The following is a 25,477-nucleotide window of genomic DNA, read 5'->3' as shown; positions in this document are numbered from 1 at the left end:
ACAACAGGGTTCCGATTCCGGTCTGGAGCCCTGCCATGCCCGCCCCTCTGTCGTTGCGGATCAAGGAGCGGTACATGGCAAAACGGGCCAATGGGCTCAGCCAACAGGTGGCGGCTGATGCGGCGGGGATTTCGGTGCGCAGCGCGCAACGGATCGATCGGGGTGAGCTGCAGCCCGAGGGGCAACAGCAGCAGCGGGGTCGCCATTGGCGCACCCGAGCCGATCCCCTGGCCGAGGTCTGGGAGAGCGTGCTGGTGCCGATGCTTGAGAAGGCGCCGCAACTGGAACCCCAGACCCTGCTGCTTCACCTGGAACAGCTCAGGCCTGGCGAGGAGTGGTACCGGCGCAAGCGGACCCTGCAGCGCCGCGTCGAGCAGTGGCGGGCCCTGCACGGCCCGGCCCAGGAGGTGATGTTCCTGCAGCAGCACCGGGCCGGTGTACTGGGGATCTCGGATTTCACGTTGCTCAAAGGTGAGCCGATCACCGTGGCGGGGGAGGTGCTGGAGCACCGGCTGTTCCACTTCCGCCTGCCCTATTCGGGCTGGTGCCATGTGGCGGTGATCCACGGCGGCGAAAGCTTTGTCGCCCTATCCGAGGCCCTGCAAAACGCTCTCGCTCTTTGCGGTGGGGTGCCGGCGGAGCACCGCACCGACAGCCTGAGTGCTTGCTTCCGCAACCGCGACGGCAGCTACGCCGGCGATTACACGAGCCGTTACCGCGAGCTGTGCGCCCACCTGGGGGTGATCGCCACCCGCAACAACCGCGGCGTTGCCCACGAGAACGGCGCGATCGAGGGCCCGCACCGGCACTGGAAACATCGGCTGGAGCAGCAGCTGATCCAGCGCGGCAGCCGTGATTTCGCCACCGAGGCCGACTACCGGCAGCTCGTCGCCCAGGTCACCAACACGCTCAACAGCCGCTACCAGGTGCAGGGGAACCTGGAGATTGAGCAGCTGCATCTCCAGCCCCTGCCGGTGGAGCGCTTTGCCGACTACGAGCCGGTGGTGGCGCGGGTGCGGAGCACCAGCACGATCGAGGTGCGCTCGGTCACCTACAGCGTCCCCTCGCGGCTGATCGGCCAGCAGCTGACGGTGCACTTGCGCCATGACCGGCTGGATCTGTTCCTGCGCAGCAAGTTCGTGGAGACCCTGCCACGGTTGCATCGGCGAGCGGGAGAAAGCGGGCCGTTGCGGCGGATCGATTTCCGCCACGTGATCGAGAGTCTGCGCCGCAAACCCCGGGCGCTGCTGCGTGCCCAGCTGCAGTCCGACCTGCTCCCCGGAGAGACCTGGCGTCAGTTGTGGCGCTTGCTTTTGGCGGCCCTGCCGCCGGATGAGGCCGCCAAGGTCATGGTGGACGCCCTCCATGTCGCTGCCCGGACGGACGATCTGGCCGGTGTGGAGCGGTATCTGCGGCGTCAGCTCCGCCGCGGTGAGCTGAACCTCACGGCCCTGCGCGATCACTACGGCCTGCGGCCCCCCCGGGGCCTGGCGGCCATGCCCCAGCTCGACATCCCCGAACACACCCTCAGCAGCTATGACGAACTCCTGGTTGGAACCCCCGAGCAGGCCGGCACTGGAAACGGCTCTGCCATCGGTGTTGAAACAGTTGAAACTGCCCCAGTTCCGCAGCCAGTGGCAGGCGGCCGAGCAGCAGGCCACAGCCGCTGGCTGGAGTCCAGCCAGCTACCTCTATGTGCTGGCAGAGCAGGAACACCAGCAGCGGCATCAAGCCCGTCAACGGCGGCTGTTGCATGAGGCCCAGCTGCCGGTCCCCAAGACCCTGGCGGACTACGACTGGAACGCCATCCCGGATCTTGAGCGTCCTCAGATCGAGCAGCTCGCCCACGACACCGGCTGGCTGGATCGGGCCGAGAACCTGCTGCTATTCGGTCCCAGCGGTGTGGGCAAAACCCACCTGGCAGCAGGCATCTGCCGCAGCCTGATCGCCCTGGACCGCACGGCGCGGTTTTTCTCCGCCACCACGCTGGTGCAGGAGCTGCAGCGCGCCAAAGCCGATTACGCCCTGGCTAAGGCCCTGACCCGACTGGATCGCTTTGCCCTGCTGGTGATCGATGACATCGGCTACGTCCGCAAGGACGAGGCCGAGACCTCGGTGCTGTTCGAGCTGGTGATGCACCGCTACGAGCGCAGATCCCTGTTGGTGACCAGTAACCAGCCGTTCAGCGAGTGGGAGAACGTCTTCTCCACCAGCGCCATGACCGTGGCAGCGGTGGACCGGCTGGTGGACCACAGCACGCTGATTCAGATCAATGGCGAGAGCTACCGCCGCAAACGGGCACGGCGGATTGACCGCTCCAGCGCAGGCTGATTCGTCGCCGCGACCAGGCGTCAATTACCCGCCAACCACAAGCCAACCCCTGGCGCCAGGTGCCGGTGATGAGCTCCGCGCTGCCGTCGGACCGTGGGGTCCGCCGGCTCGTGCGCTCCGCTGCAGCGCTCAGGCGGGACAGCAGCAAGAGCACCGGCCAACGGGCTTGACGCCTGGGGCCGATCAGAAGATCCCGGCTCCATGGCAGAGGACCGGGCCAGGGTGGCTCACTTTTCGCTGTCGCCTCCCCCTGCCATGGCAGGGGGAGGACCCGGGGTAACCCGCCTACGTAATTGACGCGACCCGCCTACGTAGTTGACATCGGGCAGGAGGGTCTGCAGCGGCCCACGCCCAGGAAGCGCAAGCGGGCACGGCCGGCGGACGGCTCCGTGCGGCGTCACCGGGCCGAACGTCCCCACCAGGTTTGGGCCATGGATTTCCAGTTCGATGCCACCGCCGATGGGCGGCGGCTCAAGTTCCTCAACGTGATCGACGAGCACAGCCGCCTCTGCCTGGCCATTCGGGTAGGCAGGCGCTGCAAGGCCAAGGACGTAGTGGCGGTGCTGGAGGAGCTGACCAGCATCTACCTGGCTCCGGCGTTCATCCGCTCCGACAACGGGCCGGTGTTCATTGCCCAGGCCCTACGGGACTGGTGCGAGGCCACCGAGACCACCAGCACGGCCTACATCGAGCCAGGATCCCCATGGGAGAACGGCTTTGCCGAGTCGTTCAACGGCCGGTTCAGGGATGAGTTCCTGAACATCGAGCTGTTCGCCACTGCTCCAGAGGCTCAGCTCCTGGCTGATCGCGGGCGCTGGGAGTACAACACGTTCAGGCCACATTCGGCCCTCCAGGGGCGTACGCCCCTGGAGGCAGCTCAACAGGGAGTTGCTGCATGACTACGACCACCCACTCTCATAAGCACTGGACCGATAAAGGGGGTAACATCACGACCATCTAGTGTACCGTCCCGCAAATAGACAGTAGAATGTGGGGTGTCTCCTCGCGGGGTCGTTTCATGCCGACCGGTCGGCCCATGGCCCCTTTGGAGCTTTCGGCTGATGAGGTCAGCCAACTCCAGAGCCTGGCTGGATCAAGAACCTTGCCGCATTCGATCGTTCAGCGGGCCCAGATCGTGTTGGCCTGCGGGGCTGGCGAAACCAATACCGCTGTCGCGAAGCGCTTTGGGGTCCGCGGCTCAACCGTGGGCAAATGGCGGCAGCGCTATATCGATCTGGGCATCGAGGGCCTGCACGACGAGCTCCGTCCCGGCCGTCCCCGCACCTACGAGGACGACACGGTGGCTGAGGTGATCAGCCGGGCTCTGCAGACCAAGCCCGCCGATGGCAGCACCCACTGGAGCGCACGGACCTTGGCTGCAGCGACTGGGATCTCCAAGACCACGGTTCACCGCTGGCTGCAGACCTTCTCGGTCCAGCCCCACCGGCAGAAGCACTTCAAGCTCTCGACCGATCCGTTCTTTGTCGAGAAAGTCCGGGACATCGTCGGCCTGTACCTGAATCCGCCCGACAAGGCGATGGTGCTCTGCATCGACGAGAAGACCCAGATCCAGGCACTGGACCGCACCCAGCCGCTGCTGCCCATGGGCCTGGGCTACGTGGAGGGGGTGACCCATGACTACATCCGCCACGGCACCACCACCCTGTTCGCGGCCCTGGATGTGGCGACTGGTGAGGTGATCACCCAGTGCAGGCCCCGGCACCGGCACCAGGAGTTCCTGGGGTTCCTCCGGCAGATCGAGAAGTCGGTTCCCGAGAATCTGGACGTGCACCTGATCGTGGACAACTACTGCACGCATAAGCACGCCAAAGTCCGGGCCTGGCTGGCGCAGAGGCCCCGCTTCCACGTGCACTACACACCCACCTACGCCTCCTGGCTCAATCAGGTAGAGCGCTGGTTCGGGATCATCACCCAGCGGGCGATCCGGCGCGGCAGCTTCTCCAGCGTCAAGGAGCTGATCGCCAAGATCGAGCAGTTCGTGGCGGCCTACAACAAGACCAAGGCCCCGTTCAACTGGACGGCAACCGCCGACTCGATCCTGGAGAAGCTCCAGCGACTTTGCTCACAAATCTCCGGGACGGCACACTAGGCAAGGATTTTCTGAATGGGGGGCAGGTAATGATCGATTTGTCCTGCCAACCGACGCCGCCAATACCTCCCCCAATGCCTTTGAAGTCGATGTCATCACTGATTTCTCACTTGTGGGCGGGAATAGAGATAAAATTGTTCTCCCGGGTGTTGCATCCTTTTCGGAGCTTGAATTTACGAATACTGTGCTTGATGGAGTTGCTGGAACGTTGATCGGCTTCAAGTCAGGCAACTTCATTGGATTTGTTCAAAATATCACCCCTGCAAGTCTTGGTGCTGGCGCAGGTTCAAACTTTGTCCTCGGTGCCACGGCGGATGATTTCTTCGCCAAAATCACCCCCGATTTCTTCCTGCAGAATCCCAATATGGCAACAGACTTGATTCCTGTCTGAATCCACGATGTGACAGATGGGGCTAGCTCGCTACGCCCCTCTGCTCGCTTTCGGGCTTCTATTTTCACCGTTCTATTCAGCGGTGTCGGATGTAGCAAGGCCCGCTGTTCTGGTCGTTGGAATTTGATCAACGCTGCGGCAACGGCGAATCATGCAGCTGCATTGGCCGATGCAAGATTGAACTTGAAAGTTTCCAGGTGGCTTAAAGCCTTTGGCATTGATGGAGAATAGGGGACTCGAACCCCTGACCTCTGCGGTGCGATCGCAGCGCTCTACCAGCTGAGCTAATTCCCCATTACGCACTCCCAGGTGGTGGTGCATGGGCGGGTGATCGCTTCGCAGCGGCCACCTCAACCATCAGTTTTACCATCATCGGCCGCGGCATCCCTGGCAGGATCAAACTGACGATCTGTTTTCCGCCATGGGCCCGGCTTCGATCACCCCTGAGCAGCTCGAGGCCTTCGACGAGGTCGGCATTGCTGAGCTTGCCCGGCGCCTCGAGGAAGACGACTACCCCACGCCCTTCGCGGGCCTGGGGGACTGGCACCTGTTGCGGGCCCTGGCGATCCATCGACCTGAGCTGGTCAAGCCCTACGTCCACCTGGTGGATCAGGAGCCCTTCGACGAGGAATGAGCGGCTCGACAGTCGCTCCGTCTGCGTTTGTCCGCTCCACTCCCTTGCCGGCCCCCTTCCCCCTCCCCGCCGTGGCTGCGCTTCCCGGGTTTGACCCGCTGGAGGGCCGCCGGATCCTGGTGCTGATCAGCGGCAGCATCGCCGCTGTGAAACTGCCGCTCCTGGTGAGCTCCCTCGCCAAGCGGGGCGCCCTGGTGCGTTGCGTCTTGACCCCCAGCGCGGCTCAGCTGGTCAGTCCTGTGGCCCTGGCCAGTCTCAGCCGGCACCCCTGCCTGCTCGAGGCCGATGCCTGGAGCAGGCAGGCGTCACGGCCTCTGCATGTGGAGCTGGCCGAATGGGCGGAGCTGGTGCTGTTGGCTCCCCTGAGCGCCTCCAGCCTGGCCCGCTGGGTGCATGGCCTGGGCGACACCCTGCTCTCCTGCGTTCTGCTGGCCTGCGAGGCGCCGGTGGTGGCTGCTGCGGCCATGAACACGGCGATGTGGGGCTCTCCGGCGGTGCGGCGCAACTGGGAGATGTTGCAGGGGTTCGAGCGGGTGTTGCCTCTGGGCCCCGCCGCCGGATTGCTCGCCTGTGACCGGGTGGGTGACGGGCGCATGGCCGAACCCGCCCAACTGCTGCTGGCGCTCGAATCGCTGGCCCTGCACGGGTGGCGGCGGGACTGGCACGGCCGCCAGCTGCTGGTGACCGCCGGCCCCACCCGGGAGTTTCTCGACCCGGCCCGCTGCCTCACCAATCCCAGCACCGGCCGGATGGGGGTACTGCTGGCCCAGGCGGCCCGTCTGCGGGGGGCGGCTGTGACCCTGCTGCATGGTCCGCTGGCGCTGGATCCGCAGCTGCTCGATGGTCTCAGCTGCCATGCCATCACCACCGCCGCTGAGCTGGAGCACGAACTGGAGGCTCGCCAGGCTGGCCACGACGCCATCGTCATGGCTGCCGCCGTGGCCGATCACCGCCGCGCCAAGCCCCTGGCGAACAAGCCGGCCAAGCATGAGCTGGAGGCGCTTCTCCAGGGCGGCTGGGAACCGGTGCCTGATCTGCTGGCGGGCCTGGTGAGGCGCCGCCAGGAGCTGCGGCCCGATGGCCAGCCGATTCTCTGCTTTGCAGCCCACTCCGGCGATGTGCTGCCCCAGGCCCGCGCAAAGTTCGCCCGGAAAGGGTGTGAGTTGCTCTTCGCCAATCCCATTGATCAGGCTGGTGCCGGTTTCGGCTCAGTCACCAATCAGGGCTGGCTGCTGGGCCAGGGCGAGGCCGTCACACCGATCGGACCGGCCAGCAAGCTGGCGGTCGCCCATCGGTTGCTGGATGCCCTGGCTGTGTTGCTCCCACAGCGACCGTTCAAGCCGCCAGGGGGTGGTCCTCCTCAGGACGATCCTGTTGCAGCAGATCCATGAAGGTGCGCAGCTGCAGGCGGGGGATGTAGGGCCAGCCGCCGGTCTCCTCCATGCGCTTCAGAACACCGAACAGCCTGTTGCGATCGGCCGGCAGGCTGCCGCGGAAGGGACCATCCTGAATCGAGCGATGGGTCTGCTCCAGCTGGCGCAGCAGATCCAGCAGGGACTCGGGGTCGTTGCGCAGCTCTGCGGCCATGGTTTCGAGAGCAGCCAGCTGGGTGCGGAGGTGGTCCTGCTGCTGGCTCGTGAGACTCATGCGGTGACGCTTCTTGGCAAAGAGGACGGCTCCCCCCATACAGGTTGTTGAGAGCCTTGTGATGCTACCGGGAATGCGGGTTTGCCACCGGTAAGATCCGCCTCGGCGCTTCCTGTTCTCCTCTCTCCCGCCTTCCATCCTCCGCCCCTGCGGCTTCTCCCGATGCGTTTCCGTCCCCTGCTGGCCCTCGTGCTGGCCCTGTGCCTGACCCTGGTGACCGCGTGCAGCGGTGGGGCCAAGGCTGTTGATCGGGCCAACCTCACCTATGACGACATCCACAACACGGGTCTCGCCAACAATTGCCCCACCCTGCCGGATTCGGCCCGCGGCTCGATCAGCCTCGATGCCGGCACGAAGTACCAGCTGCGCGAAATCTGCCTGCACCCCAATGAGGTCTTCGTCAAAGGAGAACCGGCAAACAAGCGTCAGGAAGCGCAGTTCGTGGCCGGCAGAATCCTGACCCGCTACACCTCCAGCCTGGATCAGGTCTACGGCGACCTCTCCGTGGACGGCGACCAACTCACCTTCAAGGAACTCGGCGGGATCGACTTCCAGCCGATCACCGTTCTGATGCCAGGGGGCGAGGAAGTGCCCTTCATGTTCTCGAGCAAGGAGCTGGTGGCCCAGGCCGATGGCGCCGCCATCAGCACCAGCACCGACTTCACCGGTAGCTACCGCGCCCCGAGCTACCGCACCAGCAACTTCCTCGATCCCAAGGGCCGCGGCCTGACCACCGGCTACAGCAGTGCTGTGGGTCTGGTGCCCGTGGGCGACGATGAGGAGCTGGTGAAGGAGAACGTGAAGCGCTATATCGACGGCACCGGCACCATGGAGTTTTCCATCACCAAGGTGGATCCCTCCAGTGGTGAATTCGCCGGTGTGTTCACGGCCGTTCAGCCCTCCGACACCGACATGGGTGGTAAGCAGGCTGTGGATGTGAAGATCAGCGGCGAGCTCTACGGCCGCCTTGAGCAGGTCTGATCCACTGATCGGCTGATTGAAGTGCGCAGGGGCCTTCGAGGCCCCTTTTTCATGGCCACCCCCGGAGCCGCTTCGGGCTGGTCTGGGAGAATCGTCCCAACGTTTTTTGGGATCTCCATGTCGGTTGCCGAGTCCGCGACTCCCGCTGCCCAGGGTCTGATCGGCCCGCATGGCGGCAGCCTGGTGGATCTGATGGTGCCGGCGGCCGAGCGAGAGGCGCTCAAGGCGGGCGTGGATCGGGTGGTGGAGTGCAGCGACCGCAACGCCTGTGACGTGGAACTGCTGGTGGTTGGGGGCTTCTCGCCGCTGCGCGGCTTCATGCACCAGGAGGATTACGACGCAGTGGTCGAGACGCACCGCACCACCAGCGGTCTGCTGTTCGGTCTGCCGATCGTGTTCGACACCAGCGATGCCTCGATCGCCGTGGGCCATCGGCTGCTGCTCACCTACCGAGGCCAGGATCTGGCGGTGCTCACGGTCGAAAGCCGCTGGGAGCCGGACAAGGTCAAGGAGGCCAAGGGTTGCTATGGCACCACCTCCCTGGAGCACCCGGCGGTGCGGATGATCGCCACCGAGCGCGGCCGCTACTACCTGGGTGGACGGGTGCAGGGGCTGGAACTGCCGACCCGCGTCTTCCCCTGCAAGACGCCGGCTGAGGTGCGCGCCACCCTGCCGCCGGGGGAAGACGTGGTGGCGTTCCAGTGCCGCAACCCCATCCACCGGGCCCACTACGAACTGTTCACGCGGGCCCTGGACGCCACCAACGTCAGCAAGGGCGGCGTGGTGCTGGTGCACCCCACCTGCGGCCCCACCCAGGACGACGACATCTCCGGTGCCGTGCGGTTCCAGACCTACGAGCGGCTGGCGGCGGAGGTGAACAACCCCCGGATCCGCTGGGCCTATCTGCCGTACTCGATGCACATGGCCGGCCCGCGGGAGGCTCTGCAGCACATGATCATCCGCAAGAACTACGGCTGCACCCACTTCATCATCGGCCGCGACATGGCCGGCTGCAAGTCATCCCTGAGTGGTGACGATTTCTACGGTCCCTACCAGGCTCAGGATTTCGCCCGCGACAATGCCTCTGAACTGGGGATGGAGACCGTGCCGTCGCTCAACCTCGTCTACACGGAGGAGGAGGGCTACGTGACCGCCGAGCACGCTGAGGCTCGCGGCCTGCACGTGAGGAAGCTCAGCGGCACTCAGTTCCGCCAGATGCTGCGCGGCGGCGAGGAGATCCCCGAGTGGTTCGCTTTCCGGAGCGTGGTCGACGTGCTGCGGGCGGCGGCCGGCTGAGCGTCAGGCCCAGGCTCCCAAAAGAGCCCCCAACCGCCCGATCCTGAGGGCGGTTAACATTCCTTTACTTCCTTGAGCGGAGAGTCGAGTGGCGAAGAAGGGTTGGCGCAATGCGGGGCTTTACGTCCTGTTGGCCGTGGTGGTGATTGCGGTGGGCACCGCCTTCCTGGATCGTCCCGATCCGGCCAATGCGCCCCGCACGCTCCGCTACAGCGATTTCGTCGAGGCGGTTCAGGGCAATGAGGTCTCGCGCGTGCTGATCTCCCCTGATCGGGGCACCGCCCAGGTGGTCGAGAACGACGGCCGCCGCGCCGTGGTCAACCTCGCTCCTGACAAGGATCTGCTGAAGCTGCTCACCGATCACGATGTGGACATCGCCGTGCAGCCCAGCCGCGAGCCGGCGGCCTGGCAGCAGGCCGTGGGCAGCCTGATCTTCCCGCTGCTGCTGCTCGGTGGTCTGTTCTTCCTGCTGCGCCGCGCCCAGGGCGGTGGCGGTAACCCGGCGATGAGCTTCGGCAAGAGCAAGGCGCGGGTGCAGATGGAGCCCCAGACCCAGGTCACCTTCGGCGATGTGGCCGGCATTGAAGGGGCCAAGCTCGAGCTCACCGAGGTGGTCGACTTCCTCAAGAATCCGGACCGCTTCACGGCCGTTGGCGCCAAGATTCCCAAAGGCGTGCTGCTGGTGGGCCCTCCTGGCACCGGCAAGACCCTGCTGGCCAAAGCCGTTGCCGGCGAGGCCGGCGTGCCCTTCTTCTCGATTTCCGGTTCGGAATTCGTGGAGATGTTCGTGGGCGTCGGCGCCAGCCGCGTGCGCGACCTGTTCGAGCAGGCCAAGAAGAATGCCCCCTGCATCGTGTTCATCGACGAGATCGATGCGGTGGGTCGTCAGCGCGGCGCCGGCCTTGGTGGTGGCAACGACGAACGGGAGCAGACCCTCAACCAGCTGCTCACCGAGATGGATGGCTTCGAGGGCAACACCGGCATCATCATCGTGGCGGCCACCAACCGTCCGGATGTGCTGGATCAGGCCCTGATGCGTCCCGGTCGTTTTGATCGCCAGGTGGTGGTGGACCGGCCCGATTACTCTGGCCGCCTCCAGATTCTTGAGGTGCACGCCCGCGGCAAGACCCTGGCCAAGGATGTAGACCTCGACAAGGTCGCCCGCCGCACCCCCGGTTTCACCGGGGCTGACCTGGCCAACCTCCTCAATGAGGCGGCGATCCTGGCGGCCCGTCACCAGCTCACTGAGATCTCCATGGATGAGGTGAACGATGCCATCGAGCGGGTGATGGCTGGTCCGGAGAAGAAGGATCGGGTGATGAGTGAGAAGCGCAAGCGCCTGGTGGCGTATCACGAAGCCGGCCATGCCCTGGTGGGAGCGTTGATGCCGGATTACGACCCGGTGCAGAAGATCTCGATCATTCCCCGCGGCAACGCTGGCGGCCTCACCTTCTTCACCCCCAGCGAAGAACGCATGGAGTCTGGCCTCTATTCCCGCGCCTATCTTCAGAACCAGATGGCCGTTGCCCTGGGCGGCCGTGTCGCTGAGGAGATCGTCTACGGCGAAGATGAGGTGACCACCGGCGCTTCCAACGACCTGCAGCAGGTGGCTCGGGTGGCCCGCCAGATGGTGACCCGTTTCGGCATGAGCGATCGGCTCGGCCCTGTGGCCCTGGGCCGCAGTCAGGGGGGCATGTTCCTTGGCCGCGATATTGCTGCCGAGCGCGATTTCTCCGAAGACACCGCTGCTGCGATCGATGAGGAGGTGAGCGAGCTGGTAGCTGAGGCCTACAAGCGAGCCAACGAGGTGTTGAGCTCCAACCGCCCCGTCCTTGACGAACTGGCCGAAATGCTGGTGGAGAAGGAGACTGTGGACGCCGAGGATCTGCAGGAGTTGCTGGTGCGCCGCGATGTGCGTGTGGCCGAATACGTGTGACCGATCTGTTGATCCGGTGCGCTTGACCTGCACCGGCACTGGCACCGGTGGATCCGTCTCGCTGTGATTCTCCTTTGAGGCCCTCCGCTGCGGTTGCCGCTGATCCGGCCGGCTTGATTCCCAGCTTGCGGAGGCAGCCGCTGCTGCTGGTTCTACGTCCCCAAGCCCCGCTTGATGCCGCTCCGCTTCTGGAGCGGCTGGTCGAGCTGGGCCTGCGTCATGTTGAACTGGCGTTCCAGGAGTCTCCGCACTGGCGCCCCCAATGCCGCGAGTTGATCGCCGCCTTTCCAGGTCTGAGGCTTGGGGCGGCCTCGGTCTGCACGGTCGAAGCCCTGGCTGATTGCTCAGCGGCGGGCTTTTCCTACGTGGTGTCGCCGATCCTGGATGGCGAGCTGGTGCAGCAGGCGGCTGCGGCCGGCATCACCCTGGTGCCTGGCGTGATGAGCCCCACCGAAGTGCATCAGGCCCGGTTGCTCGGGTCTCCGCTGGTGAAGCTCTTTCCGGCGCACGCTCTGGGCCGCGCCTACTGGTCAGGCCTGCGAGCGCCGCTCGGCGCACTGCCGTTCTGCATCGCGGCAGGCGGCCTGTCGCCTGCGGATGTGATCCCCTGGCTGCGCAGCGGCGTCGATGCGGTGGCCCTGGGCTCGTCGCTCAGCCTGGATCGTTCAGACGACTTGCCTTGCCCGGGGGAGGAGGCTGACGCAGCCGTCCAGCCTCTGGAGCCCTTGCGGCTCCTGCTTGTCGAGCTCGGCCGCATCGGGCCGGCCTCAGAAGCGGCGACGGCGGCAGATTGAACCGCGACTGACTGATCTCAACCTGCATCCTGGTGGCGCTGCTGCGTTCACCAGAGGCTGCACTGGCCCTGCTGACGCAGCAGGTGGTCGGCCAGTACCAAGGCCACCATGGCCTCCACCATAGGCACCGCTCGCGGCAGCACACAGGGGTCGTGGCGCCCCTTGGCGGCCAGGGTTGTGGCGGCGCCGCTGGCGTCGATCGTCTGTTGTTCCTTGCGGATTGTGGCGGTGGGCTTGAAGGCCACCCGCAGCACGATGTCCTCACCGTTGCTGATGCCCCCCTGGATCCCGCCGGAGTTGTTGGTGGCCGTGTGCAGGCGTCCCTCGTCGCTGGGCAGGAAGGCGTCGTTGTGCTCGCTCCCCTTGAGCAGGGTGCCGCCGAAGCCGGAGCCGATCTCGAAGCCCTTGGTGGCAGGCAGCGACATCACAGCCTTGGCCAGGTCGGCTTCGAGCTTGTCGAACACCGGCATGCCGAGCCCCATCGGGGCCTGGCGCACCACGCACTCGATCACGCCGCCGCAGGAATCCCCGTCGCGCCCGATCGCTTCGATCCGCTCGATCATGCGCGCGGCGCTCTCGCCATCGGGGCAGCGCACGATGTTGGCTTCCACCTTCTCCAGGGTCACCGCCGCCGGGTTGATGGCCGCCTCGATGGTGTGGATCCGCTTCACCCAGGCCAGCACCTCGGTGCCATGGCAATGGGCCAGCAGTTGCTTGGCAATGGCGCCGGCAGCCACCCGGCCGATGGTTTCCCGCGCCGATGCCCTGCCACCGCCGCTGCGGGCCTGAATGCCGTATTTGGCCTGGTAGGTGGCATCGGCGTGGGACGGCCGAAAGGCCACCGCCATCTCCTTGTAGTCGCCGGGGCGCTGATCCTTGTTGCGCACCACCATGGCGATGGGGGTGCCCAGGGTCACACCGTCCAGCAGGCCGCTGAGGATCTCGACCCGGTCATCCTCCTTGCGCGGTGTGGTGATGCGGCTCTGCCCCGGTTTGCGTCGGTCCAGTTCGGCCTGGATGGCTTCCAGATCGAGTGGCAGCCGCGGCGGGCAGCCGTCGACGATCACCCCGACGCCGCCGCCGTGGGATTCGCCGAAGGTGCTGATGCGAAACAGGGTGCCGAAGCTGCTGCCCATGGCGGCGTCACGTTGACGCGAGCGTAGGGGACGCTCCTGCCGCCGCAGCGAAGGCGACGGGACACTTTGCTTTGAGCCGCTGGGGTTCAGCCTTCGCCCTTGGGCAAGGTGCTGGCATTGCCGTTGCGGATGGCGTGATAGCCGGGCGAGAGAATCTCCACCTCGGCGGCCGCGAAGCAATCCTGCAGCGCGGCCAACACGTCCGAGAGGGTGCGTCGGTAGAGATCCACGTCTTTGACGAAGGCGGTGAGCTCATAACTGATATGGAAGTCGTTAAGCGCGGTCTGCAGCACGAACGGTTCGATCTCCTCTGAAATTCCCGGTGCACTCCTGGCGGCCGAAAGCATCAGCTCATGCACTTTTCTCCACGGCACGTCGTAGCCGATGGTGATTGTGGTGGACAGGGCGACGGGAGTGCTCAACTCTCGCCGGGAGAAGCTGTAGTTGGTCACGGAGGCGGCAATCACCGCGGCATTGGGAATGCTCACCAGTTCGTTGCGTGGTGTGCGAATCCGGGTCACCAACAGATCCCGTTCCTGTACCAGTCCCACCACGCCATCGATCATCACCCGATCCCCCTCGGTGAAGGCGCGGGTGTAGATCAGCATCAGGCCGCTGATGATGTTGGAGGCGATCGCGCTGGAGCCGAGGGCGGCCAGCACGCCCACGAACAGGCCGGCACCCTGGAAGGCCTTGGTGCTGGTGCCGGGGATGTAGGGATAGGCGATCACCAGACCGCCCACCAGGATCAGAACGGCCGCGATCCGGCCCGTTGGCCGCGCCCACTCGGGGTAAAACCAGGCGAAGCGCAGGTGGCCGCGCTCCAGGGCGCGGAAGCAGAAGGTGCTGAGCCGCATCACGCCGATGGTGAGGGCCAGGATCAACACGATCGCGAGTAGATCCGGGATGGAACTCACCACCCCGTTGAAGACGGCACTCACCACGCTGAGCAGTTGTTCCCGCAGGCCTTCCGCCATGGCGCTGGTGGGTGGAAACAGTCCGAGCAGCAGAGGAATCAGCAGGTAGCTGATCAGCAGTAGCAGACCCCAGTGGACAAAGCGCAGGAGTAGGGTCAGAACTCGTGTGATCTGGGCTGTACTTAGAAGAGCATTGGTGCCGATCTGGAATCGACCTAGCCTGATTCCATCCAGTTGAGAAATGCTCTGCTGAAGGCGCGTATGCAATGCGGCTTGCCAGCGGATCCAGAGCACGTAAATTCCGAGCACCAGGAGAGCCAGTGCTGTGCCCCGCAACCAACTGGAGAGACTGTTGTTGCTGCGGTAAGAGCTGATGGCTCCCCGGAGCTGATCGCGGTAGCGGATGGCTAGTTGTTGACGGCTGAGATCAAAACACTGGGCGACCCGATCATCCACGGCCATCAGCCGCAGGAATGGATCTGAACCAGCTCCGCGGATGCCGATCAGGGTATAGGGATTGTCTTCCAGTACTTCAATCTGCTTGGGCTGCACTCTGTTGTTATCTGCCAGTTTCTTGAGCATGAAGCTGCCTCTGCGGGCCACGTCGGAGGGCTCCTGGGCGCCGATTGCCGAGCGAAGCTCGAGGACCTGGCGTCCTTCGAGGGTGAACCACACCGGTTTTGCGCTGCACCATGGCTTGCTGTCCGTGGCTGGAGCAGCAACTGTGGCGGTCGTTGACAGGCCCTCCATGCCACCCCAAACCAATAGCCCCGCCAACAGCCCCGCCGCCAGCGTCAGCCCCGCTCGTCCTGCCCGCCTCGGTGGCCGGGGTGCGATCAGGAGGGCATGGAACAGCCGAAACCAAGGACGCAGCCAAAACCTGACCATCGGTGGGATCTGGGGACGGTGGGGGAGCCGGACGACTCCTGAGTGGATCAGGTTTAGGAGAGTGGCGCTGCTGCGGGGCTGCTTGTTACGAATGGGCAACGGGCTTTGGCCCCGAATCTGACCAGTTTGCTGAGGTAAGATTGGGTACGTTTCTACTACCGCATGCTTCTAGACGGGCCCTGTCGAATGAATCGATCAGTTCGGTTCGCAACGGATCGGCTTGGTGGATGTGTTCTGGGGGTCTGGCTGATCACCACAGGTTTGCCTGGATGGACTGAGCCCTTGGAGGCATAACCCATCGAGGAGGCTCCGGCGGAGTCGCCCATGCCGGTCCCTGAGGAGGCCCGAATCGAGGCGGATCCAAAGGTCTGGGCGAGCACGGTTGAATTGTATGGATTTCTGCCGATTCGCCTGACCGGTACCACAACGATTCGGGGCTTCTCGGCCGACACGGATCTTGATCTCGGCGACTTGATCTCACGCCTCCAGTCGGCCACGTCTGCACGTGGCAGCGTTGAATATGGCCGCATCGGTCTGCTGACCGATCTCAGCTATGCCCGGGTCGGGGATCAGACCACCCGCACCACCAGTCGGGGGCGTTTCACCGGGCAGGGGTCGCTCACCGCCATTCAGGGGATGTATGACCTGGCCCTCCGCTACCGCTTCGGTGCGCCGGAATCCGCGATCGGCAAGCCGGGCGCACAGCGTGATTCCCTATGCCGGGATTCGGCTGCTCCAGGCCAACCTGGATGTCTCGGCTCAGGTGCGTGGCAATGGTGACCGTGGGCTGCGTGTGGAACGGGAGGGCAGCTTCGGCCGAACCTGGGTGCAACCTCTGGTGGGTACCCAGGCCACGGTGTTTCTCTCGCCGAAGCTGCGCGCCTTCGCCCGTGCCGATTTGGGGGGCTGGGGGCTCTCCGGCGCCAGGGATCTATCCGGCAATGCCCAGGTGGGCCTTGGCTATGCGGTGGGCAACAATACGGATCTCAATGTCTCCTGGCGTTATCTGGGGATTGACTACGACAACGGCGCCAGCAGTCGAGCCAGTGGGTATACCAGTTATCAGAACGGTGTCGAGGTGGGCCTGAAGTTCTTCTTCTGAAAGGGCCTCACACCACGGTTTCTTGCTTGATGGCGCCTCGTTGATGACTGCCGTTCAAACGTTCTACGAACGCCATCCCTATCCTGCGCCTCCGAAGGATCTCGATCGCCTCGTCGAGCTCTATCGCGATCCCTTGCGACGCCGGGTGATGTTTCGCCTGCTCTGGCCGACCCTTCCCTATCGGGCCTCCCGCACGATTCTGGTGGCAGGCTGCGGCACCTCCCAGGCTGCAGCGATCGCCCTGAGGGAGCCAGATGCAAGGGTGGTGGGGATCGACATCAGCGAAGCCAGCCTCTGCCATACACGGCTGCTTCAGCAGAAACACGGAATCACCAACCTGAAGCTCCATCAACTGCCGATTGAGCAGATTGGTGAGCTGAACCAGAGGTTTGATCAGATCATCTGCACCGGTGTGCTGCATCACTTGCCTGATCCTGACCAGGGATTGAAGGCGCTGCGGGATGCGCTGAATCCCCAGGGGGCCATGCAGTTGATGGTCTATGCCCTCTACGGACGATCGGGCCTCTACATGCTGCAGGACTATTGCCGTTTGCTGGACATCGGCAGTTCCGATCAGGACCTCGAGGCTCTCAGTGCCACGTTGCAGACGCTTCCCCCGCAGCATCCCCTCGCCAGTGTGATGCGCGCCACCAAGGACTTTCTGCATCCTGATGCGCTCGTCGACGCGCTCCTCCATCCCCAGGACCGGGCCTACAGCGTTCCCCAGTTGCATGCGTGGCTCGACCGATGCGGCATGGCCTTTGGCCGTTGGATGGAGCAGGCTCCCTATCTGCCCCAGTGTGGTGTGGTGGCGCAGACACCCCATGCTGCGCAGCTGGGAGCGCTGCCGTCTCCGTCCCAGCATGCGGCGGTGGAACTGTTCCGGGGAACGATCACCAAGCACTATTTCACGGCTTTTCGGCAGGAGGATGCTGGAATCAACCGGCCCGATCCCCTGGCTCCGCAGCAGCGTTCTCGCCGTGATGATGGCTGGAGAGGTCTGATCCCGCTTCGGATTCCCTGGACGCTGAAGGTACGGGAGCGACTTCCAGCTGGTGCAACGGCGATCCTGCTCAACCAGGCCCATACCTGCTCTGATCTGATCCTCCCGATCGACAGCGACCAGGCCAGTTTGTTGGGCGCAATCGATGGGGAGCGAACCCTGGGCGAGATTGTGCAGACGGCGAAGATGGCTAGCGGTGAGAAGCGGGCCCTTCGTTTCTTCAGGCGCCTTTGGCAGTATGACCAGATTGTGTTCGATGGATCACCCAGCAAAGACGCCCCCAACTGAAGTGTCTGCCCCCCTTGGGGATGACTCAGCTCAGCGGGCTGTTTGTTCGGCGCGCCAACAGATTCAGGAGAATAGTGGAGAACACCAGGCTGATCAATGTGTACGACAGCACGGCAGGAATCAGCCCTTGAATGGTTGACCCATAAACCACGGAAGCTGAGCTGCCAGTCCCAGGTTCCTTGTGCTCGTCACCAAAGCGACAACTGGTCGTTCGTTCGGTCCAGGCCCGGCCAAGCCATAGCCGATGCCGAAGCTGATCACGACCATGGCGATCATGAAGACAAGGCCGAGACTATTCTTCGTCAGGAATGGAATCAGGTCGCCGCTTGTCATCACAAGTAACACCACGATCATCAGCACCAGCAGCGCCGTGGCCACTTTGTTGATGGTGCTGCTCCATCGCTCTGCCCATGCGGGTCTCCAGGTTTTCACCAGCAGCCCCGCTGCCAGCGGTATCAGTTGAACCCGGGTGACCTGCAGGGCGACTTCAACCGGGCTGATGTTCCACCCCGTCACCGGTTTGATCGCGGTGAACAGTTGCGCCAGCAAGGGAATTGTGATAATCGCCACTATGGCTGCCGATACCTGAATCCGGGCCGCCAGCTCGGCAGATCTGCTCTGCGCACTCGCCCGACGCAGTGCCAGAGGGGCGCTCGGGCAGATCACCATCAGAGCAATGGCGAACTTGGCCGCGGTGGAAAGATCTTCCGCCACAGGAAGCTCCAGCAGCAGAAGCCCTGTGAGGGGAACCAGCAGGCAGGTGCCGATCAGGATCCGGCTGAGCACACCGGGGTGATGCCGCGTCAAGGCGAATGAGGATCCGTGCAGCCCCAGCCCAAGGGCAAACATGACCGTAAAGATGGTGGCACTCACCAACCAGGTGATGATGGGAGGCATGGTGAATGATGCAGCAGAACTGAAGTGTTACGAGGCGGCCTGAGGTTTCAGCTCATCATCGGGAGACAGAGGCTCCGGAAATCAACAGGGCCAGGGCAACGATGCCGATCAGAGTCAGTGCGACAGCCGTGAAGATGGCGATCGATGTCTGATTGACATAAACGAAGTCGTCACGCATCAATCGTTTAAGCACGCGCAGGTGCTGGCGAGTTGCCGCTGCCATCGCCAGAATGCCTGTGAGTACGAATCCGATTGCCACCAATCGCACACTCATGCTGGCATGGGAGCTGCCTTCAAAGCGCGAGCGCTCGATGGCGCCGATGATCTTGTCGAGGCCGAACCCGAAACTGATCAGCGACAGGCAGGTGCGGATCCAGGCCATCATGGTGCGCTCGGCGGCTGCCCGGCTGCGCTCCTTGGCTAGTTCGTTGTTGAGATTGGCGGTCATTTTGATTCCTGGCCGAGAACCGTTGCCAGCTTTCTGGTGTTGTCTTCAAAAGTTTGCTCTGCTTCAAGTTCCCTCGCCAGAAAGATATTCAGGAAGGTTCTGATCACGGCAATGGTGGCTAATTGGATCAGGTTTTGCTTTGATGGTGTCGTGGTTGTAGCCACGATGTCGGCCCCCAGCTGAAATTCCAATGCTAAAGACAGCCAGCTGCCGAAGGTTAGACGAGCTCGATTTAATGATCTCTGGTCTTGGCGGCGCTTGACGCGATGGCGAAATCCCTGCGGCCAGAATCCCTGCAGCAACGTGATCACCAAGCCAGTGGCCACGCACAACACCGACAGAAACTCCAGGCATAGCCGCAGCGTTTCTGCGATCTGATTCATCCCCATCTTCATCAGGGTTGTCAGCGCCACTGATCAGCTCCGCACGATGCAGCGAAAGCCCATATGACACGTCGAGGTATCGATGCCCTGGGCCATGCGCGCCGCCGGTCGATAGCGGCGGCAATAACTGGGGGCGCAAAGGAACGAGCCCCCTTTGACCACCTTGCGGGGAATGCCCAGGTGCTGGGAGGTGGGGTCAATGCTGGCCTCGCGGGAGCCGCCCCTGGGGTTGGGGATGGTGCAGCAGCCCTCTTTCGGCTGTCGCTGATGGCGTTGGATCTCGGCATCGGCACCGTGGTGCTGATACCAATCCACGGTCCATTCCCAGACGTTGCCGATGCAGTCAGACAGGCCGTAGCCATTGGCGGGGAATGCCCCCACCGGGGAGGTGCGCTCGTAGCCGTCTTCGCGGGTGTTTTGGTGAGGAAACTCCCCTTGCCAGGTGTTGGCGAGCATGCGGCCGCCCGGATGGAGCTCGCTCCCCCAGGCGAACTCGACCTGATCCAACCCGCCGCGGGCGGCCCGCTCCCACTCGGCCTCGGTGGGAAGTTGTTTACCGATCCAGGTGGCGTAGGCCTGCGCGTCTTCATAGGCCACGTGCACCACAGGATGGTGTTCACGCCCCTTGATCGAGCTGCCCGGTCCTTCGGGATGGCGCCAGTTGGCGCCGGGCTGGTAGGTCCACCAGCGGTAGGGATCTCCTGTCCCCACAGGCCGATCTGGCGGTGCGAACACAATCGAGGACGGTTGCAGCATCGCCGGGTCGGCGCCGGGATAGTCGGCCGGATCGGCCGGCCGTTCGGCCAGGGTGATGTGGCCGGTGGCCTTCACGAACTTCTGGAACTGGGTGTTGGTGACCAGGGTTCGGTCGATCCAGAACCCCTCCACGGTCACCCGGTGGGCCGGAGCCTCCTCGGGGTAGTGATCATCGGAGCCCATCCAGAAGGCGCCCCCCGGAATCCACACCATGTCACGGGCCGGGGGGCGACCGGGTTGGTTTTTCCCGGGCTGCATGGTGCTGGTCTGGCGGGTGGTTCTGGCCAAGTGGAGCAATAAGAGAGGGGCGATGTGTCAGGGCCGTTGAAGCCGGAGTCGCTGATGACATGGCCGCTGAAGACAGGCCTGCTGTGAAGACAGTGGCCCAGGTGGAAACGGGCCCTGACGGCAATGGCCGGCCTCAGGAACTTCCGAGGGTGGAGGTGATCTTGTCCATTGCATCGCTCACCGTGAAGCTGGCCGCCTTCTGGCGGGGTGGGAAGGCCTTGAGGGTTTCCAGGGCCTCAGCCACCCTCGCCTGGGCGGGAATCAGCAGGAAGACATGGTCGAGCAGCCAGTCAAAATAGGTGTTGGAGGTGATGTCGGCCCGCTCATAGGGATCGGTGAGCAGATTGAAGATCTTGGGGATGCGCAACACGGTGAAAGGCTCCATCCAGATCTGCAGAGTGCCGGTGGCACGCTGCTCCATGAACACGATCTTCCAGTTGTCGTAGCGCATGGCCGTGAGATCACCGTCGTCGGAGAAGTAGAAGTATTCAATCCGAGGGCTGGTGTCCGTTTTTCCGGTCCAGTAGTCGAGCATGTTGTAGCCATCCAGGTGCACCTTGAAGGTCTTGTTGCCAACCTGGTAGCCCTCGAGGCACTTCTGCTTGATCTCCGGTTCGCCGGCGGCCGCCAGGATCGTGGGCAGCCAGTCGAGATGGCTGACGATGCCGGTCAGCAGGGTGCCGGCTTCAATGTGGCCGGGCCATCGCACCAGGCACGGCACCCGGTAGGCCCCTTCCCAGTTGGAATTCTTCTCGTTGCGGAAGGGGGTCATGCCGGCATCGGGCCAGCTGTTCATGTGGGGACCGTTGTCGGTGCTGTACATCACGATCGTGTCGTCGCTGATGCCCAGCTCATCGAGCAGATCGAGCATCTCGCCGATGCACTGATCGTGGTAGATCATCACGTCGTGATACTCCGACTGCCAGCGTCCTGAACGGCCGATGTCCTGAGGACGGGCATGGGTGCGGAAGTGCATGTGGGTGGTGTTGAACCACACGAAGAAGGGCTCGCCGGAGGCCACTGCATCCCTGATGAAGCGCTTGGCCTCCTTCATGAACTCTTCGTCGGCTGTCTCCATCCGCTTCCTGGTGAGCGGACCGGTGTTCGTATGCGTTCAGGGGTCGGGACGCCCCACCGCACGAATGCAAGCCTGATCGCTCACCGCTGAGCGATCAGAGACTCTTCCTTGTCCTTTCTTCTGCCTTCAGGGATCGCTCAGCAGTGACGGCATCACCCCATCGCGGTGATGGGCGATCCAGGCCTGCTCCAGGAACTCCCAGACATCCCGCCCCTGTTGCCTGAGGGTAGTGGTGACCGTGAGCAGGCGGCTCCGGCAGATCGCACCTTGGCGGGATTGGACTCCTTGACTGATCTTGCGCTGAATCACCGATTGGCGCAGGGCACGTTCTGCGGCGTTGTTGGTGGGCTCTATTCCCTCGTTCTCCAGGAAGGTCCACAACCCACCTGTCACCTTCTGGAGCTGCTGGCACGTGCGCACTGTGCTGGCCCAAGGCGTTCGCTCGCCGCGCTGGTAGCCGAGCTCTACTACCCGCTGCAGCGTGGTCTCAAAGGTCTGGCGGATCGGCCGGCAGCTTTGCTGCAAGGCGGGCCAGTCAATCTTTCCCTCCTTGTAGCGGTGCCAGTGGCCAAACAGCTGCTGCTGCAGGCCCAGCAGCTGGGCTCCGAATTCAGCGCTGGCGCCCGGGCGTTCGGCGATGGCCGTCAGGTCGCGGATCAGGTGCGCCCAGCACAGCTGGCGCTGCTTGGTGGGCAGGTGGTTGTAGGCCGAGAAGCGATCGCTCACCACAATCCCGCCAAAGGCGTTCCCCAGCAGCTCGATGGCAGCGGTCGTCGATCGACTCAGCCCTTGCACAAATACCGTCACCACGGCGGTGACCATGACCCACTGCCAGCCCCGCTTTCCAGTGGGATTGTTGCCGTCGGCATTGCCGGTGGGGGCGCCAGTTTCATCTACGTAGGCCACCGGCTGCACGCGGGCAAAAGCAAGGGCCTCCTGCATGGGCTGCTCCAGTGCTGCACTCAAGCGCTGGCGGACCCGTGCAATCGCGCCGCGGCTCATCTCCACTCCTACCAGCTGCTGGAGCAGGGCCTGGGTCTTGCTGAAACTCAACGGAAAGGCACTGCCCAGCAGGCCCACCAGTGCACTGAGCCTTGGGCCGTAGTGACTGGCCTCCACATCCGCCGGCAACGAGGCGCAGGTGCTGGTGGAACAGCAGGGGCAGACCAGGCGATGCAGCCGGTGCTCGATCACCAGCGGGGTAATCGGCGGGATCTCGATCACCTGATGGCGCAGGGGATCGAGATCCTCTCCCTGGAGCAAGGTGCCACAGCGGCGGCAGGCATCAGGGTGGTGATCCACCACCTGATCCACCCGCTCGATCGACAGCAGCTCTGGTCCGGATCCGGGATGGCCCTGCTGGCCGCCCCGCTTGCGGCCACTGCCCTTGCGCCGTTCTGGCGGCTTAAAACCCAGACCATCACTGGAGGGAGGTTTGGATGAGTTGCGAGAGCTGCGTCCGATCCGCTCACGCAGGTTTGCCAACTCGGTGGCCAAGGAGGTGAGTTGGCCGCGCAACAGCTCGATCTCCTGCTGCTGGGCGTTGATCAGCGCTCTGACGCTGGCGGGAGTTTCCAGCCAGTCGGCTTCTGGAATTCCAGCCGGATGTGCGGTCATCACAGGCGGGTCTCTACCTGAGATGCAACCGGAAATCAAGCTGTCGTCAAGGGTTCAGCAGGGCCGATGTTCGCCGCGAGCTGTCACGCCCCCTGAACGGATACCCGGTGTTCTCGATGCGCTGGGTGCCGTCGCCATTCGCCCAGCAGTGCAACACGCCGCGGGGGCCGAAGTTCTTGCGAAAGTTGGGATAATCCGATTCAGGGGGATAGTCGCGCAGCTCCGGCTCTTCTTCGGCATTGAGGTGATAGAGGTTGCCGAAGAATTCGTCGAAGCCGTGCATCGTGGGCAGGTATTCATCCCGATCCCCGAAGTGGTTCTTGCCGAACTGACCGGTGCGGTAGCCCTGGGGCTTGAGCAGCTCGGCGATGGTGGGATCTTCGTCCTGGTAGCCCACCTTGGCGCCGGGCAGACCCACCTTGCTGAGGCCGGTGCGGAGCACGCTCTGGCCGGAGATGAAGGCTGCCCGGCCGGCGGTGCAGCTCTGCTCGGCGTAGTAGTGGATGAAGCGGGCTCCCTCTTTGGCCACCCGGTCGATGTTGGGGGTCTGGTACCCCATCAGCCCATCGCTGTAGCAGCTGAGGTTGCTCTGGCGATGTCGTCGCCCCAGAGGATCAGGACGTTGGGCTTTCCGTTGGGCATGGCTGTCGCTCAGGGGCGCGGGAGAGGGCGTCTAAAACACCACTGACCCATGGTGCAGAGGGTGGCAAGCTTGGGGCACTCAAAAAGTGCAAGCCTTCATGGATCGGCCGCGTTCGTTCGACGGGGTTGAACAGCTGGCCGTTCATCTCTCAGAGGCCGGCCTGGATCTGCAGATCTGCCAGCTGTCTGATGGCCCCATGCGCGGACAGTTGGCCCTGAGGCGGCTCGGACCTCTGCGGCTGATGCGGTTACAGCTCAACCGCAGGCTCCATGTCGCTGGACCGAAGCCCGCTGATCAGCAGGTGCTGGCCCTCGATCTCACCCAGAGCCCTGGCCCCAGCCTTACTCCGCTGCGGGCGCATGGTGTGGCCGTGGGTCCCGACATGCTGTTCGGTCTCGATGTTCGCTCGGACGTTCACCTCTCCACGCCGGAAGTTCTGGATCTTGGTGTGATCCTGTTGCAGCCCAGTCGTTTGAAACGCTCCAGCACCGACCTCGGCTGGGCTGATATCGAAGCCACCGGTCTTGCGTCGAATTGCCTCGCGATCAGCCCCGAACGCCATCGTCGTCTGCGAGGGTTCCTGCTGGCCCTGCTGACCAGCCCCGTGCCGCCGCCCGAAGGGCTCAGCCGCGACCTGCTGCCCCTGGTGCTGGAGGCGATGGTTCAGGGCTCCAGCTGCCAGGCCAGCCTCCTCCCAGCTCCCACCAGGCTTGAGCTGGTCAAGCAGGCCCAGCAGTGGGTGCGGGAGCATCCCCAGGAGCCGATCACGCTCGATGCCCTCTGCCGCCAGCTTCATGCTGGCCGCCGCAGCCTGCTCCAGGGTTTCCAGGAGCATCTCGGCATGGGACCGATGGCTTACATCAAGTTGCATCGCCTGCATGGCATCCGGCGCGAGCTGCTGGAGGCCCATCCAGGGGCGGTGTCCATCGGTGGGCTGGCTGTGCGCTGGGGCTTTCTCAACGCGGGGCATTTCGCCCGCGACTACCGCCGCCTGTTCGGCGAGCTTCCCAGCCAGACCCTGGCTGGGGGCGGTTAGCGGCCATCAACTGTTCGCCTTCGCCTGGACTGGCTGACGGTTCAGCGTCTGCAGCAAGGGAATCGACAGCACCACGGTGACCAGCACGTAAACGAGGATGGCAATCTTGATGGCTGGCATCTCAGGGGCATAGGTGCCGGCAAACAGCAGGGCCAGACCCGGGTTGCGCATCGAGGTCACCAGCGAGACTGTGATCCGCTCGTGACGTGCGGCTCCCGCGAGGCCATAGCCCAGCCCCAGGCAAAGCGCCACCAGGGTTGCCATCAATCCCAGGGCGATCCAGTTGGCGGTCACGAAGGGAAGGAGCAGGGGGCCCGTGGTGACGAGTACCACGGCCAGCAGCAGAACCAGGAGGGCGTTGGCGAGCTTGTCGAGCGGCCCTTGCCACTGCTGCGCCAATTGCGGCCAGCGCTGGCGCAGCACCAACCCCAGCAGCAGAGGCAGCACCTGGGACAGGCCCACCTGCTGGGCCACTTCCTGGGGGCCCAGATCCCAGCTTTGAACCGCGAAGGCGGCCCGATACACATCCGCCAGAACGGGGATCGAGACGATCGCGGTCACGGCGGCGCCGACCTGCAGCACCGCAGCCAGTTCCCGGTCGCCCCCCTTCTTGCCAGCCTTGCGCAGGGTCAGAGGTGCGCTCGGGCAGATCGCCATCAAGGCGATGGCCAGGCGAGCCGGTGTGGAGAGGGCGGCGCTGATCGGCAGCAGCAGCAGCCCGAGGGCGATCAGGGGCACCACCACGCAGGAGCCCACCAGCACACGGGCGAACAGGACCGGTCGTTCAAGGATTGCCCCGAAGGCCTGGGGCTGCAGGCCCATTCCCAGTGCGAACATGATCGTGAACAGGGTGATGGTGGCGATCATTCAGCTTCAG

The 25,477-nt window shown here is 64.0% G+C and carries 25 protein-coding genes, 1 tRNA gene and 1 pseudogene; 15 read left to right on the top strand and 12 right to left on the bottom strand.

The features are described 5' to 3' along the window. Positions 1 to 35: 35 nt before the first annotated feature. From istA to H8F26_RS02215, 5 genes and pseudogenes are all read left to right on the top strand, one after another. Positions 36 to 914: pseudogene (gene istA / locus H8F26_RS19120) on the top strand (IS21 family transposase); the annotation flags it as partial. A 622-nt stretch (positions 915 to 1,536) separates the two neighbouring features. Further along, complete coding sequence (gene istB, locus H8F26_RS02230; RefSeq protein ID WP_231597868.1) at positions 1,537 to 2,331, top strand: IS21-like element helper ATPase IstB; 795 nt, start codon at positions 1,537 to 1,539, stop codon at positions 2,329 to 2,331. Positions 2,332 to 2,624: 293 nt separating this feature from the next. Next, positions 2,625 to 3,230, top strand: a complete 606-nt coding sequence (locus tag H8F26_RS02225) for an integrase core domain-containing protein (protein ID WP_197157198.1) — start codon at positions 2,625 to 2,627, stop codon at positions 3,228 to 3,230. Positions 3,231 to 3,349: 119 nt separating this feature from the next. Then, a complete protein-coding gene (locus H8F26_RS02220) occupies positions 3,350 to 4,441 on the top strand; it encodes an IS630 family transposase (protein WP_197157197.1) in 1,092 nt (363 codons plus the stop codon). Positions 4,442 to 4,649: 208 nt separating this feature from the next. Further along, positions 4,650 to 4,832, top strand: a complete 183-nt coding sequence (locus H8F26_RS02215; RefSeq protein WP_197157196.1) for a hypothetical protein — start codon at positions 4,650 to 4,652, stop codon at positions 4,830 to 4,832. A gap of 221 nt (positions 4,833 to 5,053) precedes the next feature. Here H8F26_RS02215 and H8F26_RS02210 read toward each other — a convergent pair. Beyond that, positions 5,054 to 5,126 (bottom strand) — tRNA-Ala (locus H8F26_RS02210). Between the two features lie 127 nt (positions 5,127 to 5,253). Here H8F26_RS02210 and H8F26_RS02205 point away from each other — a divergent pair. Together H8F26_RS02205 and coaBC are read left to right on the top strand one after the other, a co-directional pair. Beyond that, on the top strand, positions 5,254 to 5,466 hold the full coding sequence (locus tag H8F26_RS02205; protein ID WP_197157194.1) for a DUF2555 domain-containing protein: 213 nt from the start codon (positions 5,254 to 5,256) through the stop codon (positions 5,464 to 5,466). Continuing rightward, the gene (gene coaBC, locus H8F26_RS02200) at positions 5,463 to 6,857 is read left to right on the top strand and encodes a bifunctional phosphopantothenoylcysteine decarboxylase/phosphopantothenate--cysteine ligase CoaBC (protein ID WP_197157192.1); all 1,395 of its coding nucleotides are present in this window, start codon (positions 5,463 to 5,465) and stop codon (positions 6,855 to 6,857) included. Before H8F26_RS02205 ends, coaBC begins: the two co-directional genes overlap by 4 nt. Here coaBC and H8F26_RS02195 read toward each other — a convergent pair. Beyond that, positions 6,802 to 7,113 carry a hypothetical protein gene (locus H8F26_RS02195; RefSeq protein ID WP_197157191.1) on the bottom strand — a complete coding sequence of 104 codons (312 nt, stop codon included), beginning with the start codon at positions 7,111 to 7,113 and terminating at the stop codon, positions 6,802 to 6,804. The genes coaBC and H8F26_RS02195 overlap by 56 nt on opposite strands. A 162-nt stretch (positions 7,114 to 7,275) precedes the next feature. On the opposite strand from H8F26_RS02195, the gene H8F26_RS02190 reads away from it, so the two are divergent. The 4 genes from H8F26_RS02190 (at position 7,276) to H8F26_RS02175 (ending at position 12,120) form a co-directional block, all read left to right on the top strand. Continuing rightward, positions 7,276 to 8,094 (top strand): photosystem II manganese-stabilizing polypeptide, encoded by an 819-nt coding sequence (locus H8F26_RS02190; protein WP_197157189.1) that lies wholly within the window; start codon positions 7,276 to 7,278, stop codon positions 8,092 to 8,094. 117 nt (positions 8,095 to 8,211) lie between these two features. Further along, a complete protein-coding gene (gene sat / locus H8F26_RS02185) occupies positions 8,212 to 9,390 on the top strand; it encodes a sulfate adenylyltransferase (protein ID WP_197157187.1) in 1,179 nt (392 codons plus the stop codon). 139 nt (positions 9,391 to 9,529) lie between these two features. Further along, positions 9,530 to 11,326: an ATP-dependent zinc metalloprotease FtsH3 gene (ftsH3, locus tag H8F26_RS02180; protein ID WP_370594724.1), complete on the top strand. Its 1,797-nt coding sequence runs from the start codon at positions 9,530 to 9,532 to the stop codon at positions 11,324 to 11,326. Between the two features lie 113 nt (positions 11,327 to 11,439). Next, positions 11,440 to 12,120, top strand: coding sequence for a bifunctional 4-hydroxy-2-oxoglutarate aldolase/2-dehydro-3-deoxy-phosphogluconate aldolase (locus H8F26_RS02175; protein WP_231605412.1), 681 nt, complete (start codon positions 11,440 to 11,442; stop codon positions 12,118 to 12,120). A 47-nt stretch (positions 12,121 to 12,167) separates the two neighbouring features. Here the strand turns inward: H8F26_RS02175 and aroC are convergent, their stop codons facing one another. Together aroC and H8F26_RS02165 are read right to left on the bottom strand one after the other, a co-directional pair. Further along, positions 12,168 to 13,256, bottom strand: a complete 1,089-nt coding sequence (gene aroC, locus H8F26_RS02170) for a chorismate synthase (RefSeq protein WP_197157183.1) — start codon at positions 13,254 to 13,256, stop codon at positions 12,168 to 12,170. An 86-nt stretch (positions 13,257 to 13,342) separates the two neighbouring features. After that, positions 13,343 to 14,725: a mechanosensitive ion channel family protein gene (locus H8F26_RS02165; RefSeq protein ID WP_231598182.1), complete on the bottom strand. Its 1,383-nt coding sequence runs from the start codon at positions 14,723 to 14,725 to the stop codon at positions 13,343 to 13,345. A gap of 660 nt (positions 14,726 to 15,385) precedes the next feature. Here H8F26_RS02165 and H8F26_RS02160 point away from each other — a divergent pair. Genes H8F26_RS02160 through H8F26_RS02150 form a run of 3 tightly spaced genes read left to right on the top strand, consistent with a single transcriptional unit; the run spans position 15,386 to position 17,454 of the window. Beyond that, entirely contained in the window at positions 15,386 to 15,841 is a 456-nt protein-coding gene (locus H8F26_RS02160; RefSeq protein ID WP_197157179.1) for a hypothetical protein, read from the top strand. Then, a complete protein-coding gene (locus H8F26_RS02155) occupies positions 15,825 to 16,163 on the top strand; it encodes a hypothetical protein (protein WP_197157177.1) in 339 nt (112 codons plus the stop codon). Before H8F26_RS02160 ends, H8F26_RS02155 begins: the two co-directional genes overlap by 17 nt. A 43-nt stretch (positions 16,164 to 16,206) precedes the next feature. Beyond that, the gene (locus H8F26_RS02150) at positions 16,207 to 17,454 is read left to right on the top strand and encodes a bifunctional 2-polyprenyl-6-hydroxyphenol methylase/3-demethylubiquinol 3-O-methyltransferase UbiG (RefSeq protein WP_197157175.1); all 1,248 of its coding nucleotides are present in this window, start codon (positions 16,207 to 16,209) and stop codon (positions 17,452 to 17,454) included. A gap of 120 nt (positions 17,455 to 17,574) precedes the next feature. Here H8F26_RS02150 and H8F26_RS02145 read toward each other — a convergent pair whose 3' ends face one another. The 7 genes from H8F26_RS02145 to H8F26_RS02115 form a co-directional block, all read right to left on the bottom strand. Further along, complete coding sequence (locus H8F26_RS02145; protein ID WP_197157173.1) at positions 17,575 to 18,351, bottom strand: bile acid:sodium symporter; 777 nt, start codon at positions 18,349 to 18,351, stop codon at positions 17,575 to 17,577. Between the two features lie 55 nt (positions 18,352 to 18,406). Then, entirely contained in the window at positions 18,407 to 18,799 is a 393-nt protein-coding gene (locus H8F26_RS02140; protein WP_197157172.1) for a YidH family protein, read from the bottom strand. Next, positions 18,796 to 19,212, bottom strand: coding sequence for a DUF1622 domain-containing protein (locus H8F26_RS02135; protein WP_370594664.1), 417 nt, complete (start codon positions 19,210 to 19,212; stop codon positions 18,796 to 18,798). Before H8F26_RS02135 ends, H8F26_RS02140 begins: the two co-directional genes overlap by 4 nt. Before the next feature lie 3 nt (positions 19,213 to 19,215). Further along, a complete protein-coding gene (locus tag H8F26_RS02130; protein WP_370594663.1) occupies positions 19,216 to 20,226 on the bottom strand; it encodes a formylglycine-generating enzyme family protein in 1,011 nt (336 codons plus the stop codon). A 133-nt stretch (positions 20,227 to 20,359) separates the two neighbouring features. Next, positions 20,360 to 21,304 carry a sulfatase-like hydrolase/transferase gene (locus tag H8F26_RS02125; RefSeq protein ID WP_231605411.1) on the bottom strand — a complete coding sequence of 315 codons (945 nt, stop codon included), beginning with the start codon at positions 21,302 to 21,304 and terminating at the stop codon, positions 20,360 to 20,362. A 126-nt stretch (positions 21,305 to 21,430) separates the two neighbouring features. Then, positions 21,431 to 22,921 (bottom strand): IS66 family transposase, encoded by a 1,491-nt coding sequence (locus H8F26_RS02120; RefSeq protein ID WP_197153750.1) that lies wholly within the window; start codon positions 22,919 to 22,921, stop codon positions 21,431 to 21,433. A gap of 46 nt (positions 22,922 to 22,967) precedes the next feature. Then, positions 22,968 to 23,480 carry a sulfatase-like hydrolase/transferase gene (locus tag H8F26_RS02115; protein ID WP_231605409.1) on the bottom strand — a complete coding sequence of 171 codons (513 nt, stop codon included), beginning with the start codon at positions 23,478 to 23,480 and terminating at the stop codon, positions 22,968 to 22,970. 181 nt (positions 23,481 to 23,661) lie between these two features. Here H8F26_RS02115 and H8F26_RS02110 point away from each other — a divergent pair, with 181 nt between their 5' ends. Beyond that, a complete protein-coding gene (locus tag H8F26_RS02110) occupies positions 23,662 to 24,600 on the top strand; it encodes a helix-turn-helix domain-containing protein (protein WP_231605408.1) in 939 nt (312 codons plus the stop codon). A 6-nt stretch (positions 24,601 to 24,606) separates the two neighbouring features. Here H8F26_RS02110 and H8F26_RS02105 read toward each other — a convergent pair whose 3' ends face one another. Further along, positions 24,607 to 25,467 (bottom strand): bile acid:sodium symporter, encoded by an 861-nt coding sequence (locus tag H8F26_RS02105; protein ID WP_197157168.1) that lies wholly within the window; start codon positions 25,465 to 25,467, stop codon positions 24,607 to 24,609. Positions 25,468 to 25,477: the final 10 nt, after the last annotated feature.

The sequence above is a fragment of the Synechococcus sp. CBW1006 genome, from assembly GCF_015840525.1.
Lineage (GTDB): Bacteria > Cyanobacteriota > Cyanobacteriia > PCC-6307 > Cyanobiaceae > CBW1002.
The sequence above is the reverse complement of the archived record's forward strand: the minus strand, read 5'-3'. Positions and strand labels throughout refer to the sequence as shown.

Coding starts and splice junctions, on each gene's coding strand:
- istB (WP_231597868.1), top strand. CDS start 1,537: ATGACGAACTCCTGGTTGGAACCCCCGAGCAGGCCGGCACTGGAAACG.
- H8F26_RS02220 (WP_197157197.1), top strand. CDS start 3,350: ATGCCGACCGGTCGGCCCATGGCCCCTTTGGAGCTTTCGGCTGATGAG.
- H8F26_RS02205 (WP_197157194.1), top strand. CDS start 5,254: ATGGGCCCGGCTTCGATCACCCCTGAGCAGCTCGAGGCCTTCGACGAG.
- coaBC (WP_197157192.1), top strand. CDS start 5,463: ATGAGCGGCTCGACAGTCGCTCCGTCTGCGTTTGTCCGCTCCACTCCC.
- H8F26_RS02195 (WP_197157191.1), bottom strand. CDS start 7,113: ATGAGTCTCACGAGCCAGCAGCAGGACCACCTCCGCACCCAGCTGGCT.
- H8F26_RS02190 (WP_197157189.1), top strand. CDS start 7,276: ATGCGTTTCCGTCCCCTGCTGGCCCTCGTGCTGGCCCTGTGCCTGACC.
- sat (WP_197157187.1), top strand. CDS start 8,212: ATGTCGGTTGCCGAGTCCGCGACTCCCGCTGCCCAGGGTCTGATCGGC.
- aroC (WP_197157183.1), bottom strand. CDS start 13,256: ATGGGCAGCAGCTTCGGCACCCTGTTTCGCATCAGCACCTTCGGCGAA.
- H8F26_RS02160 (WP_197157179.1), top strand. CDS start 15,386: ATGCCGGTCCCTGAGGAGGCCCGAATCGAGGCGGATCCAAAGGTCTGG.
- H8F26_RS02150 (WP_197157175.1), top strand. CDS start 16,207: ATGACTGCCGTTCAAACGTTCTACGAACGCCATCCCTATCCTGCGCCT.
- H8F26_RS02145 (WP_197157173.1), bottom strand. CDS start 18,351: ATGCCTCCCATCATCACCTGGTTGGTGAGTGCCACCATCTTTACGGTC.
- H8F26_RS02140 (WP_197157172.1), bottom strand. CDS start 18,799: ATGACCGCCAATCTCAACAACGAACTAGCCAAGGAGCGCAGCCGGGCA.
- H8F26_RS02125 (WP_231605411.1), bottom strand. CDS start 21,304: ATGGAGACAGCCGACGAAGAGTTCATGAAGGAGGCCAAGCGCTTCATC.
- H8F26_RS02120 (WP_197153750.1), bottom strand. CDS start 22,921: ATGACCGCACATCCGGCTGGAATTCCAGAAGCCGACTGGCTGGAAACT.
- H8F26_RS02115 (WP_231605409.1), bottom strand. CDS start 23,480: ATGGGGTACCAGACCCCCAACATCGACCGGGTGGCCAAAGAGGGAGCC.
- H8F26_RS02110 (WP_231605408.1), top strand. CDS start 23,662: ATGGATCGGCCGCGTTCGTTCGACGGGGTTGAACAGCTGGCCGTTCAT.
- H8F26_RS02105 (WP_197157168.1), bottom strand. CDS start 25,467: ATGATCGCCACCATCACCCTGTTCACGATCATGTTCGCACTGGGAATG.